Origin of the sequence: Mesorhizobium sp. B4-1-3, assembly GCF_006439355.1 — a bacterium.
Classification (GTDB): domain Bacteria; phylum Pseudomonadota; class Alphaproteobacteria; order Rhizobiales; family Rhizobiaceae; genus Mesorhizobium.
In genome coordinates this window covers 41,928-56,699 of the sequence record NZ_VFTG01000020.1, presented here as the reverse complement: position 1 = coordinate 56,699, position 14,772 = coordinate 41,928, and the positions used below count along the sequence as shown (strand labels likewise).

At 64.1% G+C, this 14,772-nt stretch carries 15 protein-coding genes; 10 read left to right on the top strand and 5 right to left on the bottom strand.

The features are described from left to right. Positions 1-150: 150 nt before the first annotated feature. On the bottom strand, positions 151-1,305 hold the full coding sequence (locus tag FJW06_RS22135) for a TauD/TfdA family dioxygenase (protein ID WP_181178499.1): 1,155 nt from the start codon (positions 1,303-1,305) through the stop codon (positions 151-153). A gap of 209 nt (positions 1,306-1,514) precedes the next feature. On the opposite strand from FJW06_RS22135, the gene FJW06_RS30235 reads away from it, so the two are divergent. From FJW06_RS30235 to FJW06_RS22100, 7 genes are all read left to right on the top strand, one after another. Continuing rightward, on the top strand, positions 1,515-2,402 hold the full coding sequence (locus FJW06_RS30235) for a LysR substrate-binding domain-containing protein (RefSeq protein WP_246674778.1): 888 nt from the start codon (positions 1,515-1,517) through the stop codon (positions 2,400-2,402). Between the two features lie 100 nt (positions 2,403-2,502). Next, positions 2,503-5,610 carry an excinuclease ABC subunit UvrB gene (gene uvrB / locus FJW06_RS22125; RefSeq protein ID WP_140754470.1) on the top strand — a complete coding sequence of 1,036 codons (3,108 nt, stop codon included), beginning with the start codon at positions 2,503-2,505 and terminating at the stop codon, positions 5,608-5,610. Positions 5,611-5,924: 314 nt separating this feature from the next. Beyond that, positions 5,925-7,451, top strand: a complete 1,527-nt coding sequence (locus tag FJW06_RS22120) for an ABC-F family ATP-binding cassette domain-containing protein (RefSeq protein WP_140754468.1) — start codon at positions 5,925-5,927, stop codon at positions 7,449-7,451. Positions 7,452-7,583: 132 nt separating this feature from the next. Further along, complete coding sequence (locus FJW06_RS22115; RefSeq protein ID WP_140754466.1) at positions 7,584-7,973, top strand: nuclear transport factor 2 family protein; 390 nt, start codon at positions 7,584-7,586, stop codon at positions 7,971-7,973. 92 nt (positions 7,974-8,065) lie between these two features. Next, on the top strand, positions 8,066-8,248 hold the full coding sequence (locus FJW06_RS22110; protein WP_041012788.1) for a hypothetical protein: 183 nt from the start codon (positions 8,066-8,068) through the stop codon (positions 8,246-8,248). A 145-nt stretch (positions 8,249-8,393) separates the two neighbouring features. Then, positions 8,394-8,810: a glyoxalase/bleomycin resistance/extradiol dioxygenase family protein gene (locus FJW06_RS22105; RefSeq protein WP_140754464.1), complete on the top strand. Its 417-nt coding sequence runs from the start codon at positions 8,394-8,396 to the stop codon at positions 8,808-8,810. A 189-nt stretch (positions 8,811-8,999) separates the two neighbouring features. Further along, entirely contained in the window at positions 9,000-9,353 is a 354-nt protein-coding gene (locus FJW06_RS22100) for a DUF1428 family protein (protein ID WP_140754462.1), read from the top strand. A 146-nt stretch (positions 9,354-9,499) separates the two neighbouring features. Here the strand turns inward: FJW06_RS22100 and FJW06_RS22095 are convergent, their stop codons facing one another. Continuing rightward, positions 9,500-11,140 (bottom strand): tetratricopeptide repeat-containing sulfotransferase family protein, encoded by a 1,641-nt coding sequence (locus FJW06_RS22095; RefSeq protein ID WP_140754460.1) that lies wholly within the window; start codon positions 11,138-11,140, stop codon positions 9,500-9,502. Positions 11,141-11,331: 191 nt separating this feature from the next. Then, the gene (locus FJW06_RS22090; RefSeq protein ID WP_140754458.1) at positions 11,332-11,727 is read right to left on the bottom strand and encodes a Kazal-type serine protease inhibitor domain-containing protein; all 396 of its coding nucleotides are present in this window, start codon (positions 11,725-11,727) and stop codon (positions 11,332-11,334) included. Between the two features lie 453 nt (positions 11,728-12,180). Between FJW06_RS22090 and FJW06_RS22085 the strand changes: the two genes are divergently transcribed. The 3 genes from FJW06_RS22085 (at position 12,181) to FJW06_RS22075 (ending at position 13,511) form a co-directional block, all read left to right on the top strand. Beyond that, positions 12,181-12,393 carry a cold-shock protein gene (locus FJW06_RS22085; protein WP_006202520.1) on the top strand — a complete coding sequence of 71 codons (213 nt, stop codon included), beginning with the start codon at positions 12,181-12,183 and terminating at the stop codon, positions 12,391-12,393. A 235-nt stretch (positions 12,394-12,628) separates the two neighbouring features. After that, on the top strand, positions 12,629-12,841 hold the full coding sequence (locus tag FJW06_RS22080) for a cold-shock protein (protein ID WP_006202521.1): 213 nt from the start codon (positions 12,629-12,631) through the stop codon (positions 12,839-12,841). Positions 12,842-13,094: 253 nt separating this feature from the next. Then, positions 13,095-13,511 (top strand): BA14K family protein, encoded by a 417-nt coding sequence (locus tag FJW06_RS22075; protein WP_140754456.1) that lies wholly within the window; start codon positions 13,095-13,097, stop codon positions 13,509-13,511. A gap of 68 nt (positions 13,512-13,579) precedes the next feature. Here the strand turns inward: FJW06_RS22075 and FJW06_RS22070 are convergent, their stop codons facing one another. Both FJW06_RS22070 and FJW06_RS22065 read right to left on the bottom strand, forming a co-directional pair. Next, positions 13,580-14,221, bottom strand: coding sequence for an MBL fold metallo-hydrolase (locus FJW06_RS22070; protein WP_140754454.1), 642 nt, complete (start codon positions 14,219-14,221; stop codon positions 13,580-13,582). 129 nt (positions 14,222-14,350) lie between these two features. Further along, the gene (locus FJW06_RS22065; RefSeq protein WP_140754452.1) at positions 14,351-14,659 is read right to left on the bottom strand and encodes a hypothetical protein; all 309 of its coding nucleotides are present in this window, start codon (positions 14,657-14,659) and stop codon (positions 14,351-14,353) included. Between the last annotated feature and the right edge of the window lie 113 nt (positions 14,660-14,772).

The window sequence follows — 14,772 nt, the reverse complement described above, 5'->3', positions numbered from 1 at the left end:
GAGCGCCGGTTCGGACGGCGAATGCGCCTCGAAGAGAAGGGCTTTCGCCTTACGAAGCCCCCTCTCCGTCCGCTTCGCGGACACCTCTCCCCCGCCTCTGGCGGGGGAGAGGAAGCGAACCTTCGAGGTTGGCGCCAACCATAGCTATTGTCAGAAAATAGCTCCCTGATAAAGCACAGCTTCGGCCTCTTCCGGCGCGAAGCGCCGCGCCAAAGTGCGGAAGGCGCTGTGGACGCCGTCGCGATCGAGGTTGCAGCTCCTGAGGTGGCGGACGGCCAATGTCGGATCGAATTCGGTGCGCCCGTGCAGGACCCGCTGATTGTCGAAGACCAGCACCTCGCCGGGCTGCAGCTGGTGCTGGAACTGGTTCGCCGGATCGCAGATCAGTCGCGTCAGTTCGGCAAGCGCTTCGATCAGCCCGTCGATCTCATCGGTCGAGCCAGTCTGCGGCGCCAGGCAGCGGTCGTTGTAGCGTATGCCGGTGACGGCGCCGCTCGCGTCGAGGCTGATGACATGCGCCTCGGCGCTGAAGAACACTTCGCCGGCATGCTCGCGATGGAAGGTGACGCCATGACGGGTCAGCAGGTCGAAGAGCTCCGGTCTGTTCCTGCGCGTCTGTTCGGCGACCTGGAAACCATCGACCATCAGCGATGTGCCGCCGCTGCCGGCGCCGGTCCTGATCGCATGGAAGAAGATGAAGCCTGGCGGCGAATAGCGGAATGGCTCGTCGTTGTGCGGGATCTGCGCGCGCGCCGTCTCCCCTGCCACCCGCGCATCGGGTCGTGAGATGAGATCGAACACCTTGCCGTAGCTGGTCTCGCGCACCGGGCCGTAGCGGCCGGCGACGCGCAGCGTCGCCTCGGGCTCGGCCGGGACGCCGGTCAGCATGGCTATGCCGTGGTCGCTCAAGGCGCGCAGCGACTGGAAAAGCGCCTCGTCGTTCTCGACCACGGCGTCGAAGGCAAAACGGCGGAGCCTAGTCGCGAGATCGCTGTTCCACAGGTCCGGCCGAAAGCGTGGCGCGCCAAGGCCGGCGGCCTGCCCGGCATGAGCCGCGAGGAAGCCCGCCGCGAAGCGCGAGACATGGCCATCCTGCCAGACTACGTCCATCGTCGCGCCCGACGAGATCTCGATCGAAATTGCCTGGACATCGGCGGGAATTTCGGCCGGTGTCAGCCAGCGCTTCCCGGAAGCGGTGTCGCCGCATATCTCGCATTCGCAGGCAAGCCGCAGCCAGCGCATCGATAGGCGGCCGGCGCTGCCGTCATCGAATTCCACGGCGATGCGCGGTCCTTCATTGCGCATCGACCGCAACGAGCGTGGGGCCTCGGGAGCCCGGCCGGCGGGGGCAGACTGAGTTTGCATGTCGAGCATTGCGACGGCTTTCCTGGATTGAGTTGCCTTCAACAAGCTAGGTCGCAGCCGGCTTTTTCTCCAAACGAGTTTGTTTTCGCAACTTTTGAGATAAGCTCAATCCATGATGCTTCTTCGCGACCTTCCTCTATCCGCTTTGCGTGCGCTGGTCGCCGCAGCGCGCACCGGCAGTCTCACCCGCGCAGCCGACGAGCTCGGCGTCACGCCCGGCGCCGTCGGCCATCAGTTGCGGCAGTTGGAGGATCGGCTTTGGGGTCAAGCTGGTCAGGCGCGAGGGCAACGGCATTGCGCTCACGCGCATTGCCGAGGCGGCGCTGCCCGACATCGACCGCGGCTTCGACGCGCTGGCCTCCGGCTTGCGGCGGCTGCGTTTCGAGCGCCGTGCCGATACGTTCACCATCGCGGCCGATCCCTCCTTTTCCTCACTTTGGCTGGCGCCCCGCCTTGACCGCGTCCGCGCGGCTCTCGGCAGGCTGGACGTGCGCATCGTCGTGTCGATCGCATTGGATTCGATGCTGGAGGAAGGCGTCGACCTCGCCATCAGCTATCGGAACAGCACGGCAAGCCACCTCGCATCGGCCGACCTCTTCATCGAAAGAGTGATCCCGGCTTGCGCCCCGGCGCTGATCCGCAAGCGTGCCGACCAGCACAGCGCCGAAGTGCTCGACCGCCTGCCCCTCCTCCACATCGACCAGACGATGGGCGACGACGTTTATCCCACATGGGCAAACTGGTTCACCGCCGGCCGCGAGCGCAATCACATAGACCATGGACCGCGCTTCCCGTTGACGGTGCTGGCCGCGCAGGCCGCGATTTCCGGCATGGGCGCCCTGCTTGCCAGCGAACTGGTATTGAGGGAGCATTTCCGCTCCGGCCAGCTCGTCGAGATCGCCCGTAAGGTTCCGGCATTGACCATCAAGCGCCGCCTGGTCTGGCCGGTGGACGGACCGAAGGCCCGCCGCGCCGCCGCAGTCGCCGCGGCGCTTGCCAAATCGGAGGCGGACGATCCCAGGCCCATCGGATCATGACGCCTCTCCTGACAGCCTTCTGTCAGCAGCGTCCAAAGCGCTGCCGGAGCCTTTTCACTCGGCTCTTTCCATTTCGGCCGAGTCCACCCATATTCGGGCCATGGCCAGACATCCTGACAAGAAGACGCCTTCGCAAGACGGCGCGCCGAAGCGGCGCAGCCCGCTGACCGAATTCCTCGACGCCGCCGAACCGCTGGAGCCTGGCGGCTTCGCGGAAGCGCCGCAGGCCGACTTTGCCGGCGCGCCGCTGACCGGCTCGATCTCCGATTGGGCCGGGCAGATCGAGCGCGAAGCGGAAAAGCAGCCGAAGGCGAAAGCTCCGAAGAAGATTCCCGAACGCTCCTCGGCGCCCGGGCGCACCGCGCGCGGCACCTCGATGGGCGGCGCCGCGTCGGCCAAGGAGCGCGCGGCCGCCGGCCTCAACCCTGTGGCCGGCCTCGACATCAGCCTGGAGGATGCCGAGTCGGTTTCCTCCAGCGGCGTCACCGCAACGGTAGCGGCACTGTCGGCGCTGATCGAATCCGGCAATCCGCTGCACAAGGACGGCCAGCTCTGGACGCCGCACCGCCCGGCCCGGCCGGAAAAGTCGGAAGGCGGCATCGCCATCAAGATGGTGTCGGATTTCGAACCCGCCGGCGACCAGCCGACAGCGATCAAGGACCTCGTCGAAGGCGTCGAGCGGAACGACCGCACCCAGGTGCTGCTCGGCGTCACCGGCTCGGGCAAGACCTTCACCATGGCCAAGGTGATCGAGGAGACGCAGCGCCCTGCCCTGATCCTGGCGCCCAACAAGACGCTTGCCGCGCAGCTCTATGCCGAGTTCAAGAAATTCTTCCCGGAGAACGCGGTCGAGTATTTCGTCTCCTACTACGACTATTACCAGCCGGAAGCCTACGTCCCGCGCACCGACACCTATATCGAGAAGGAATCCTCGATCAACGAGCAGATCGACCGCATGCGCCACTCGGCGACGCGCTCGCTGCTCGAGCGCGACGACGTGATCATCGTCGCCTCGGTGTCCTGCATCTACGGTATCGGTTCGGTCGAGACCTATACGGCAATGACCTTCCAGATGCAGGTCGGCGACCGGCTCGACCAGCGCTCGCTTCTCGCCGATCTCGTCGCCCAGCAATACAAGCGCCAGGACATCAACTTCGTGCGCGGCTCGTTTCGCGTTCGCGGCGACACGATCGAGATCTTCCCCGCCCACCTGGAAGACCGCGCCTGGCGCATCTCGATGTTCGGCGACGAGATCGAACAGATCACCGAATTCGATCCGCTCACCGGCCAGAAGACCGGCGAGCTGAAAAGCGTCAAGATCTACGCCAATTCGCACTATGTGACGCCGCGCCCTACCTTGAATCAAGCCATCAAGTCGATCAAGGAAGAGCTGCAGCATCGCCTGCAAGAGCTTGAAAAGGCTGGCCGTTTGCTGGAAGCGCAGCGGCTGGAGCAGCGCACCCGCTTCGACCTGGAGATGCTGGAGGCGACCGGCTCCTGCGCCGGCATCGAGAATTATTCGCGCTATCTCACCGGACGCCGGCCGGGCGATCCGCCGCCGACCTTGTTCGAATATGTGCCCGACAATGCGCTGATCTTCATCGACGAAAGCCATGTCACCGTGCCGCAGATCGGCGGCATGTATCGCGGCGACTTCCGCCGCAAGGCGACGCTGGCCGAATATGGTTTCCGCCTGCCCTCCTGCATGGACAACCGGCCGCTGCGCTTCGAGGAATGGGACGCCATGCGCCCGCTGTCGGTGGCGGTTTCGGCGACGCCCGGCGCTTGGGAACTCGAGCAGTCCGGCGGCGTCTTCGCCGAGCAGGTCATCCGCCCGACCGGGCTGATCGATCCGCCGGTCGAGGTGCGCCCGGCCAAGAGCCAGGTCGACGACGTCGTCGGCGAGATCCGCGAGACGACGAAGCTCGGCTACCGCACGCTGGTGACCGTGCTGACCAAGCGCATGGCCGAGGACCTTACCGAATATCTGCATGAGAACGGCATCCGCGTCCGCTACATGCACTCCGACATCGACACGCTGGAACGCATCGAGATCCTGCGCGACCTGCGTCTCGGCGCCTTCGACGTGCTGGTCGGCATCAATCTGTTGCGCGAAGGCCTCGACATTCCCGAATGCGGCTTCGTCGCCATCCTCGACGCCGACAAGGAAGGGTTCCTGCGTTCGGAGACCTCGCTGATCCAAACCATCGGCCGCGCCGCCCGCAATGTTGACGGCAAGGTCATCCTCTACGCCGACCAGATCACCGGCTCGATGGAGCGGGCGATGGCCGAGACCAATCGCCGCCGCGAGAAGCAGATGGAGTGGAACGCGGCCAACGGCATCACGCCGGAATCGGTGAAGTCGCGCATCGCCGACATCCTCGACTCGGTCTACGAGAAGGACCACGTGCGCGCCGACATTTCGCAGTTCACCGACGACGCCGGCGCCATGATCGGCAACAATCTCAAGACCCATCTCGAGGCGCTGGACAAGCAGATGCGCGACGCAGCCGCCAATCTAGACTTCGAGAAGGCCGCCCGCATCCGCGACGAGATCAAGCGGCTGCGCGAGATGGAACTCGCCATTTCCGACGATCCGCTGGCACGCGAGGTGGAAAGCCAAAGCCCCGCGTCGGGCCGCGAGAAGGGCAAGCACAACAAGGGCGTGGCCAGGCATCGTACCGCCGAGGAGCAGGAGCGTTTCCGCAGGCTCGATGAAGCGCGCGCCGCCGAGGAGGCGGCCAACGCCGCCCGGCCCAACCTCTTCCGCAAGCCGCATCTCGACGAGATGGGCGCCGACGGCGCCGTTCCGGTGAGGAAGCCGCTCTTCGCCAAGCCGTCTATCGACGACATGGGACCCGGTACCGACATGACGACGCCGGCCGGCGCGGTGTCGCGCTCGCTGTTCAAGAAACAGACGGCGCAGGAAGCGCACGGCTCCGACTTCGGCATTCCCGGCGACCGCACCAAGCCGCTGTTCCGCAAGAACTCGCTCGACGAGATGACGGTGCGCCGAACGGAGAAACCGGTCGAAGGAAAGAGGCCGGTGAAGCCGCAGCCAACCTCGGGAACTGGCGAGACTGAGCGTGGCGCGAAGGACGACAAGCCAGTTGTTCGTCAACGCGCCGGAATCGGCTCCTACGAAGACCCGGCCGACGAGCGCCGCCAAAACCGGCGTCCGAGCAAGACGGGACGGCCGGGGCAGTAGCGCCTTCTCCCTTCTCCTCTTGCGGGAGAAGGGAAGTGCTCTGCCGCCCCCTTCCCTCCTGTCCTCCCCCGGTGTACCCAATCTCCCAACTCGAACATCTGGAAAGGAGGGCTGCGTGTCTATCGATCACCATCGTCAGCGTGGCCCGATTTGTGCCCTGCGAGCTTGCTTGCAGGGCTGACCGGGACGGTCCGGGTTTTCCCGTTTCGATTTTTGGTCTGCCCTTCGTGGTGCCGCTAAGCTGATCCGTTGATCAGCCAGCGCACCGTCAAAGTGCATCAGCTGGACTTTCCGGCAAGACCAGAGAAATCGACATGGCCCTGATCAGCCTCAAATCCCTCGGCGTCAGCATGAGTGCGCCGCTCTTCTCCAACCTCGACCTCATCATCGGCGCCGGCGACCGGCTGGGCATCGTTGCCGCCAATGGCCGTGGCAAATCCACGCTTCTCAAATGCCTGGCCGGCGAATTCGAACCCACCGCCGGCGACATCACCCGGTCGCGCGGCCTGCGCGTCGGCCATGTCGAACAATCCGTTCCCGACGCGCTGCTCGATCGCGGCTTCCATGACGTCGTCGCCGACGCCTTACCGCGCGAACAGCTCGACAACGAACTCTGGCGCGTCGATGTGGTGCTGGATTCGCTCGACGTGCGGGAAGAACTGCGCGGCCGGCCGATGCGCGCGCTGAGCGGCGGCTGGCAGCGCCTGGCGTTGATCGCCCGCGTCTGGGTCACCGATCCGGACGTGCTGCTGCTCGACGAGCCGACCAATCATCTCGACCTTGCCAGGATCGGCCAACTCGAGACATGGCTCAACGCGCTGCCGCGCGACGTGCCGGTCATCATCGCCAGCCACGACCGCGCCTTCCTCGACGCCACGACCAACCGCACCCTGTTCCTGCGTCCCGAAGAATCACCGGTGTTCGCGCTGCCTTATTCGCGCGCCAGGCAGGCACTCGACGAGCTCGACTCCTCCATGGCGCGCAAGTTCGAGCGCGACATGAAGATCGCCCAGCAGTTGCGCAAGCAGGCCGCCAAGCTGAACAACATCGGCATCAATTCCGGCAGCGACCTGTTGACGGTGAAGACCAAGCAGTTGAAGGAACGGGCCGAGAAGCTGGAAGATGCCGCGGTGGCGGCGCATCGCGAGCGCTCGGCCGGCGCGATCAGGCTGGCGAACCGCGGCACTCACGCCAAGGTGCTGATCACGCTGGAAGACGCGGCGGTCGAAACGCCTGACGGCACGCTGCTGTTCAGGACCGGCAAGCGCCACATCTGCCAGGGCGATCGCATCGTGCTGCTTGGCCGCAACGGCGTCGGCAAGACGCGCTTCATAGCGATGATCCGCGACGCCATCGCCGAGCCGGGGTCGGTCGCGAACGTCAAGGTGACTCCGTCGACCGTGCTCGGCTACAGCGACCAGGCGCTGTCGGGCATCGATGGCGACGACACGCCGCTGGCGATGGTCTCGCGCCGCTTCGAGGTCGGCGAGCAGCGCGCCCGCTCGCTGCTCGCCGGCGCCGGCGTGGCGATCGAGATGCAGGAGAGGAGGATCGGCGTTCTGTCCGGCGGACAGAAGTCAAGGCTGATGATGCTGGTGCTGAGACTCATCCATCCCAATTTCTATCTGCTCGACGAGCCGACCAACCATCTCGACATCGATGGCCAGGAAGCGCTCGAGGACGAGTTGCTGAAGCATCAGGCGAGCTGCCTGCTTGCCTCGCATGACCGCTCCTTCATCCGCGCCGTCGGCAACCGCTTCTGGCTGATCGACAGGCGGCGGTTGACCGAAGTCGACGACCCGGAAGCGTTCTTCCGCTCCGTCGCCGAAACGCCGAACTGAGAGACGATATATCTGCCGGGCCAGAATTCGAAGCAACACCGGCCCGACAGGCTCTGCTGCCCGTCCGGCAATACTTTTCCATCTGCTAAAAAAGGAGCATCTTGAATTGCTCAGCCATGGAGGGAACGGGCCATGCGTGCAGTGGAAATCGTCAGCAATCTCTACAAAGCCTATGCGGACCGCGACATCGAGGGCGCCCTCGCCTATTGCGCCGAGGATGTCGTATTCCGCTGGATTGCCGATCCCCGGCAATCGCGTCATGCCGGCACCGCGCATGGCAAGCAGGAATTCCTCGCCAGGCTCCTGGTGCTCGACGATGACTTCGAATACCGGCACTTCGTCCCGGTCGAGATCATCGACGGCGGCGACAAGGTCGCTGCGCAGGTCGAGATCTACATGACACGCCGCGCCACCGGGCAGGAGTTCATCATGCGCACCGCCAATTTCTGGACGGTGCGCGACGGCGAGATCATCGAGATGGTGGAATATTACGACACCGCGCTGGCGGCGTCGGTGTTCTGAAAAAGATTGAGGCGATCTGTCGGATCGCCTGTTGCCTCCTCGTCCTTGGGATGCCGACATGGTGATGCCGGCATCAACCAGGGAGAACCAACATGTCGGTACTGTCATCCATCGGCCGCCTCGCCAACCGGTATGCCGCGGCGCGTGCCCGTCATCGGAGCGAGCGCATCCTGCTTTCGCTGCCCGCTGAGTTGCGCAAGGACATCGGCTTTCCGGAGATTTTCGAAACGCGGGAAAGCCGCCGTGCCGCCACCTTCTCGGCGAAAGTCATATAAAGTGACATATCCAATGCGATTGTTCTCCGGTCGCCCGGGCTGCCGGGAACCGGCCCTTTAAGAAATTTTCGGGAGGCATGTAGGATCGCCGCCGGTTCGTCCGTCCTTGGATGGCCAGATCAACCCCGTGAAGAGGAACACGAGAATGAACGACCAGACCCCGCCCCGCGCCAAGGTCCTTGGCGGATTGACCCCCTACCTGCAGGTTGACGGCGCCATCAAGGCCGCCGAGTTCTACAAGAAGGCTTTCGGCGCGGAGGAAGTGTTCGCCTACCCGCCGGACGACAAGGGCCGCACCATGCACATCCATCTCTATGTAAACGGCTCGACGCTGATGCTGGGCGATGCCTATCCCGAACACGGCCATCCGCATCAGGCGGCACAGGGCTACACGCTGCAGCTCCATCTCGGCAGCGACGACATCGATGCCTGGTGGAAGCGTGCGGTCGGTGCCGGCTGCGAAGTCGTTACCCCGCTTCAGGTGATGTTCTGGGGCGACCGCTGGGGCCAGGTGAAAGACCCCTTTGGCGTCGCCTGGGCGATGAACGCGCCGGTGAAGTGAGCCGTCCACCTCTCCCCTGTGGGAGAGGTCGGATTGCCCGATTTGCCCTTCGCAAATCGGCTGGCAATCCGGGTGAGGGGTAGCTTGGCGCCAAGCTGGAGCACCCCTCACCCGTCTCGGCGCTGCGCGCCGATCCACCTTCTCCCGCAAGCAAGGGGAGAAAGAAGATGCCTCCAAAGGAGTTTCATCATGTCCTATGTCGATGGTTTCGTGATCGCCGTGCCGAAGGCAAATCTCGATGACTATAAGAAGCTGGCCAACACCGCAGGCCCGATATGGATGGAGCACGGCGCGCTCTCCTATGTCGAATGCATCGGCGACGACGTGCCCTATGGCGAGCTGACCTCGTTCCCGCGCGCCGTTCAGGCCAAGGACGACGAGTTCGTCATCTTCGCCTGGGTCGTCTACGAGTCCAGGCAAAGCCGCGATGCGGTCATGACCAAGGTGATGGCCGATGAGCGTCTCAAGATGGACTGGTCCGCCATGCCGTTCGACGGCAAACGCATGATCTTCGGCGGCTTCCAGCCATTCATCGAGTTGTAGGGCACAGCCTATCGGTCGTCATCCACGGGCGGAGCAGGAGCGGAGCTCCTGCGCAGACCCGAGGGTCATGCCGTGACATAGCGGCGCCGCTAATCGCGAAGCCCTCCGATGATTCAGAGCAAGCGGCCTACCAGTTCAATGCTGCTCTATCCGTTCTGAAGCTTGTCCAACAGCGGTCTCAGCCGGTCCCCATACCGCTTCCACAGGTCGACGGAGCCCTGATACATCGGCTGGCGCACCTGCGCGGCCGAAGCGGTGCGCACCGGACGATCCGTCTCGTGGAAGGACAGCACCTTGTCGTCCCAGGGTAGGCCGAGATATGCCATCAGCGCCCGCGTCTGCCCTTCCTGGTCGGCGACGAAATCCTCATAGCGCACATCGTGCACGACGCCCGGCAGCACCTTGTGCCAATGCGCCATGATGTCGGCGTACAGGTTGTGGAAATCGGCGAGCTCGCCGAGGTCGTAGCCGTAGCGGTGACTGTCGCCGCGGAAATGCACCTTGAAGATCGACAGGCACGTCGCCGCCGCATCGCGCGCGCAATGCACGATCTTGGCCTTCGGCAGCATCATGTGCAGCAAGCCGACCAGCAGGAAGTTGCCCGGCATCTTGTCGGTGACATGGCGGTACCCACGATAGCGGGCATGCAGCATGTCGAGATAGGCTTGGCCCGCTTCGGCGAAGGCCTTGTCGGGCATGTCGGCGATACCACCGGGGAAGCCGCCCGGCATGCTCATCGGAAACTGCTTGCCGACGGCCGCCTTGAGGATGTTCAACTCGCCGGCGCCAAGGACCTGGGGGTGGCTGGCGATGATCTGCTCGACCAGTGTGGTGCCGGAACGCGGCATGCCGACGACGAAGATCGGCGTGTCGTCTGAAATGTCGCTTGTCCGATGCTTCTCGAAAAAGGCGGTGTCGAAGGCCGCCTTCATCGCCTCGAATTCACTGCGCGTGCGCGCGGGATCGTAGGCGATCGCCTTGCGGCGGATGGCATTGCCCTCCGCGAAATAGTCGAAGGCGCGGCCATAGTCCTTGAGATCGTCATTGACCTTGCCCAGGCCGAAGGAGAGCTGCATGCGCGCGAGGCTGCCCTGCGGCGCCTTGGCGTGCTCGGCCTCCATGCCGGCAAGCTCCTTGTCGCGCTCGGTCTGGCGCTTGACCTGCGTGAGCAGCAGCCAGGCCCTGGCCATGTTCGGGGCGATCGCCAGCGCCTGGCGGGCGAGATCGGCCGCCTCGTCGAGCTTGCCATTCTCCATCATAGCGACGCCCAGCCCGTAGAGGAGCTCGGCATCCTTCGGCCGGATCGACAGCGCCTCGCGGAACAGCTTGATCGCCTCGTCCAGCCGTCCGGCTTCCTGCAGCGTCTCGGCAAGGCCGATGCGCGCACGGACATGGAACGGGTTGCGGCCGATCGTGCCGCGATAGATCTCCTCGGCGGCTTCGAACTGGCCGAGCTGCGTCAGCGACGAACCGAGATTGTCGCGCGCGGCCAATTGGTCGGGCCGGATATCCACCGCGCCACGGAAGAAATCGATCGCGGCGGCGACACGCCCGAGATCGCGCATGACCGTGCCCATATTGTTGAGGAAGTCGGCATTCTCGGGCTGCAGCGTCACCGACTGCTCGATGAGATCGAGCCCTTCCTCGCTCCTGCCGGTCTGGTGCAGCAGCAATCCGAGGAAATGCAGCGCCGCGGCATGGTTCGGCTGCTGCCCCAGGACTTGCCGGTAAAGCGCCTCGGCCTCCTGGCGGCGCCCCGCCTGGTGGAATTGCAACGCCTTTTGCACATACGGATCGAGCGGGCTGGGCGAGCCACCAGGCCTGCCGCCAGCGTTTGCCGCTCTTCTGTGATCTTTGCTAATGGGAAACCTGCCGTATTTGTTGGTCCGCCGGACCTAAGCCATACGGGCAACAGATTCAAGACAAAGCATCAGCGCGCGTCGCGGTGTCCATTGCGCGGATGGACACCGCCGTCTTTTCAGCAGGGCCCGTCGCCGACGATGCGATAGTCCGCCGCGCGGGCCTCGCATGCGTTCGGGAAGGTGCGCATTTGCCCGTGGCGCCTCGCGCAGACCGGAGCATATTCGCGCGTGCAGAACGTCTGCTCCCCACCACCACCGCCGCCGCCATCACGGCAAGCACCTTCCTGCAGGATGCGGTAGCCTTCCCTTTCGGCTAGGCAGGCATTGGCGAAGGTCTGGCGGTCGCCGCCGCGCCGGGCGCAAACTGGTTGGTACTGCATGGTGCAGAACTGCGGATGCGGCCCGGGCGGGCGCGGCCGAGGCCCGTCATCGACGACCACGGTACAGGCCGCCAGCAGCGCCGACAGGATGAAAACGACAACGCCCAGACGCGAGACCGCAAGAAATCGCATATGGCCCTCCTCCTGCCCGGCCCAGTGACGCCGGCTCGCGGCATCCTCGCATCCCGCGCGGCAAACGCAACCACCGGTTATGGAGCAGCGGGACCCGCGGTCGCCACCCTCATTCTGGCCTATGCTTGGTCCGTCTCTGGCCGATGACCGGTGATGAGGCCGAGTCTATCGAGGCCGCAGCGTTGGACGCGCCGAGGGCCGCCCGCGAGCGTCGTCTTGCAACCATCACGTTTCCGTGTAATAAATTTCGCCGTTCGGGCATTTGCGACCCGGAGAGCGGAACGTTTTGGACGACCTTTCCCCGACAAGTGTGAATCTCTGACAGCCCCGTTTTTCGGCGGGGGGTTTGACCATGCGCGAATGCATGACCGCCGAAGCAACCACCGGGATTTGCCCAAGGCGCGAGGCAGCGGGCAAACCACAAGACTGACACGGGTGAAGGAGTTTTCCCCAATGGCCCAGACCGGTACCGTAAAGTTCTTCAATGCCACCAAAGGCTTCGGCTTCATCACGCCGGATGGTGGCGCCAAGGACGTGTTCGTCCACATCTCCGCGATCGAGGCTTCCGGCTTGCGCACGTTGGTCGACGGCCAGAAGGTCACCTTCGACGTCGAGCCCGACCGCATGGGCAAAGGCCCGAAGGCGGTCAACCTGCGCGCCGCGTGATCGCCGGAACAGCCTGTCCTTGCGGACGCGATGGTGCGGCGGGTTCATAAATCGGCTTGCGGGCAGGCTCGAAATTGCGAAGGCGCGACGGAACCGTCGCGCCTTTTTCGCGCGCAAATGCCCGGGTCGGCAGTGAAAACTTTCTCTTGCCGATAGCGCTAAAATAAAGGACAAATTTCCTCTCGGGCAGTTTGCCGGCCCGAGACTTGACTTGATGGGATCAAAGGAGTTTCCCATGCCGCAGACCGGCACCGTCAAATTCTTCAACCATGCCAAGGGCTTCGGCTTCATCACGCCCGATGATGGCGCGAAGGATGTCTTCGTCCATATTTCGGCCGTGCAGGCGTCGGGCCTTCCCGGTCTTGAGGATGGGCAGAAAGTAACATTCGACACCGAGCCGGACAAGCGCGGCAAGGGTCCGAAGGCCGTCAATCTGTCGATCGGCTAAGCCGACTCGCGACGGATCCGACGGAGGCTACGTCAGGCGGGACCGCTCCCGCCGGTACCGGGCTGTGCCCAAGCCTCGAAACCGGGCTGTGCCCAGGCCTCGAAGTCGCCCCAGCCCGAAAATCGCCCGCCTCAAAAAATCGCTTGGGCCGAGTTCCGTTCAGCCTCCGTTCAGCCACGGTCTTCTATTAACCTTTGCTAAAGCCGGTCCGTATCCCCTGAAAATGCGCGGGCCGGCGCGAAGGAGACCGAAAATGAACCATTTTCTCAAGACCGCCATCCTGAGCGTTGGCATTGCCGCGTCCACCTTGGCCACCTTCTCGGCGGCCAGTGCCGACGACTGGCGCTGGCACCATCATCGCAGTCACGGTGGCGACGCCCTCGCCGCCGGTGTTGTCGGCCTCGCCGCAGGCGCCCTCATCGGCAGCGCGCTAAGCAACCCCGGCCCGCGCTATTACGATCCCGCCTATGATGACGGTTATTATGTCGACCGGCCGGTGGTGCGCCGCTACTATGTGCAGCAGCCTCGCGTCGTCTATGCCGACCGCTATGCCGAACCATGGACCCGCGGCTGGTACGAATATTGCTCGGACCGCTACCGCACCTTCAACTCGCGCACCGGCACCTTCACCGGCAATGACGGCGCCCAGCATTTCTGCGTCGCCAACTAAGCCAAGCTGGGGTCCCTGCCCTCAAGAAAGTGCCGCCCTCGGGCGGCGCTTTTCTTTTGCCGGCAAGGTCAGATCAGGAACGGATTGGTCCGCCGCTCATCGCCAAAACGGCTGCCCGGACCGTGACCGCAGATGAAGCCGATATCGTCGCCGAGCGGCAGAAGCTTTTGCTTGATCGAGGCGATCAGGGCGGCGTGGTCGCCGCCGGGCAGATCGGTGCGCCCGATCGAGCCGCGAAACAGCACGTCGCCGACATGCGCGAACTTGGCCGCGCGGTTGTAGTAGACCACGTGGCCCGGCGCATGCCCCGGGCAATGCAGCACCTCGAACTGATGCTCGCCGAAGGACACGACCTCGCCTTCGGTCAGAAAACGGTCCGGCACGCAATTGCGCACCGGATCGGTAAGGCCAAAACGCTTGGCCTGGTTCTCGAGATTGGCAAGCAGCGGCTGGTCGGCCTCGTGCGGGCCGATAATATCGATGCCCAGCGCGTCCTTCAATTCCATGGCGCCGCCGGCATGGTCGATATGGCCATGGGTGATCCAGATCGCGCCGGCGGTGATGGCATTGTCCTTCAGCACCGACAGTATCTTGTCGACATCGCCGCCGGGGTCGACGACGACGCCCGTCTTGTCGTCCATGTCGAAGAGGATGGTGCAGTTCTGCTGGAATGGCGTGACCGGCACGATGCCGGCATTGAGCTGACCCATAACGTTCCTTTCCAAGTTTCGCCCTGATGTAGACAGGTGGGCAAACGCCGTCCACCGTTGGGCACAAATATCCCGGAAACGAAAATGGGCGGCCGAAGCCGCCCATTTGCAAACTTGAAACGACAGACCTTACTTCTTCATCGCGTTCATGACCGCGCCGATAATGCCGGTCAGGATGGCGCCGCCACCCACGCCGCCGAGAAGGTTCTTCAGGTCGAGCGCGCTGCCGATTCCGCCCGCCGCTGCCGCTGCGTCGACTCCACCGCCTCCGAGCAGACTGCCAAGGATAGCCGCACCGCCGACGCCGCCGATCGCGCCGCCGAGAATCCTGGTAAGCTGGCCCATCGCTGCCTGCTTCAGCGCCGCGCCAACCGCCTGGCCACCGATAACGCCGGCAATTACCTGTACAACGATCTGAATAATCGTGTTGCTGTCCATGTAACTAGTCCCTCCATAGCTGCCTGCCTCCAAGGGCGACACCATCATGAGACGCCGAACCGTTCGAAAGTCAAATGCGTGAAAGCTTAAATAAAAGGGGCGGCCCGAAAACC

Coding starts and splice junctions, on each gene's coding strand:
- FJW06_RS22120 (WP_140754468.1), top strand. CDS start 5,925: ATGGCCCTGATCAGCCTCAAATCCCTCGGCGTCAGCATGAGTGCGCCG.
- FJW06_RS22135 (WP_181178499.1), bottom strand. CDS start 1,305: ATGCGCAATGAAGGACCGCGCATCGCCGTGGAATTCGATGACGGCAGC.
- FJW06_RS22100 (WP_140754462.1), top strand. CDS start 9,000: ATGTCCTATGTCGATGGTTTCGTGATCGCCGTGCCGAAGGCAAATCTC.
- FJW06_RS22110 (WP_041012788.1), top strand. CDS start 8,066: ATGTCGGTACTGTCATCCATCGGCCGCCTCGCCAACCGGTATGCCGCG.
- FJW06_RS22070 (WP_140754454.1), bottom strand. CDS start 14,221: ATGGGTCAGCTCAATGCCGGCATCGTGCCGGTCACGCCATTCCAGCAG.
- uvrB (WP_140754470.1), top strand. CDS start 2,503: ATGGCCAGACATCCTGACAAGAAGACGCCTTCGCAAGACGGCGCGCCG.
- FJW06_RS22085 (WP_006202520.1), top strand. CDS start 12,181: ATGGCCCAGACCGGTACCGTAAAGTTCTTCAATGCCACCAAAGGCTTC.
- FJW06_RS22105 (WP_140754464.1), top strand. CDS start 8,394: ATGAACGACCAGACCCCGCCCCGCGCCAAGGTCCTTGGCGGATTGACC.
- FJW06_RS22065 (WP_140754452.1), bottom strand. CDS start 14,659: ATGGACAGCAACACGATTATTCAGATCGTTGTACAGGTAATTGCCGGC.
- FJW06_RS22075 (WP_140754456.1), top strand. CDS start 13,095: ATGAACCATTTTCTCAAGACCGCCATCCTGAGCGTTGGCATTGCCGCG.
- FJW06_RS22080 (WP_006202521.1), top strand. CDS start 12,629: ATGCCGCAGACCGGCACCGTCAAATTCTTCAACCATGCCAAGGGCTTC.
- FJW06_RS22090 (WP_140754458.1), bottom strand. CDS start 11,727: ATGCGATTTCTTGCGGTCTCGCGTCTGGGCGTTGTCGTTTTCATCCTG.
- FJW06_RS22115 (WP_140754466.1), top strand. CDS start 7,584: ATGCGTGCAGTGGAAATCGTCAGCAATCTCTACAAAGCCTATGCGGAC.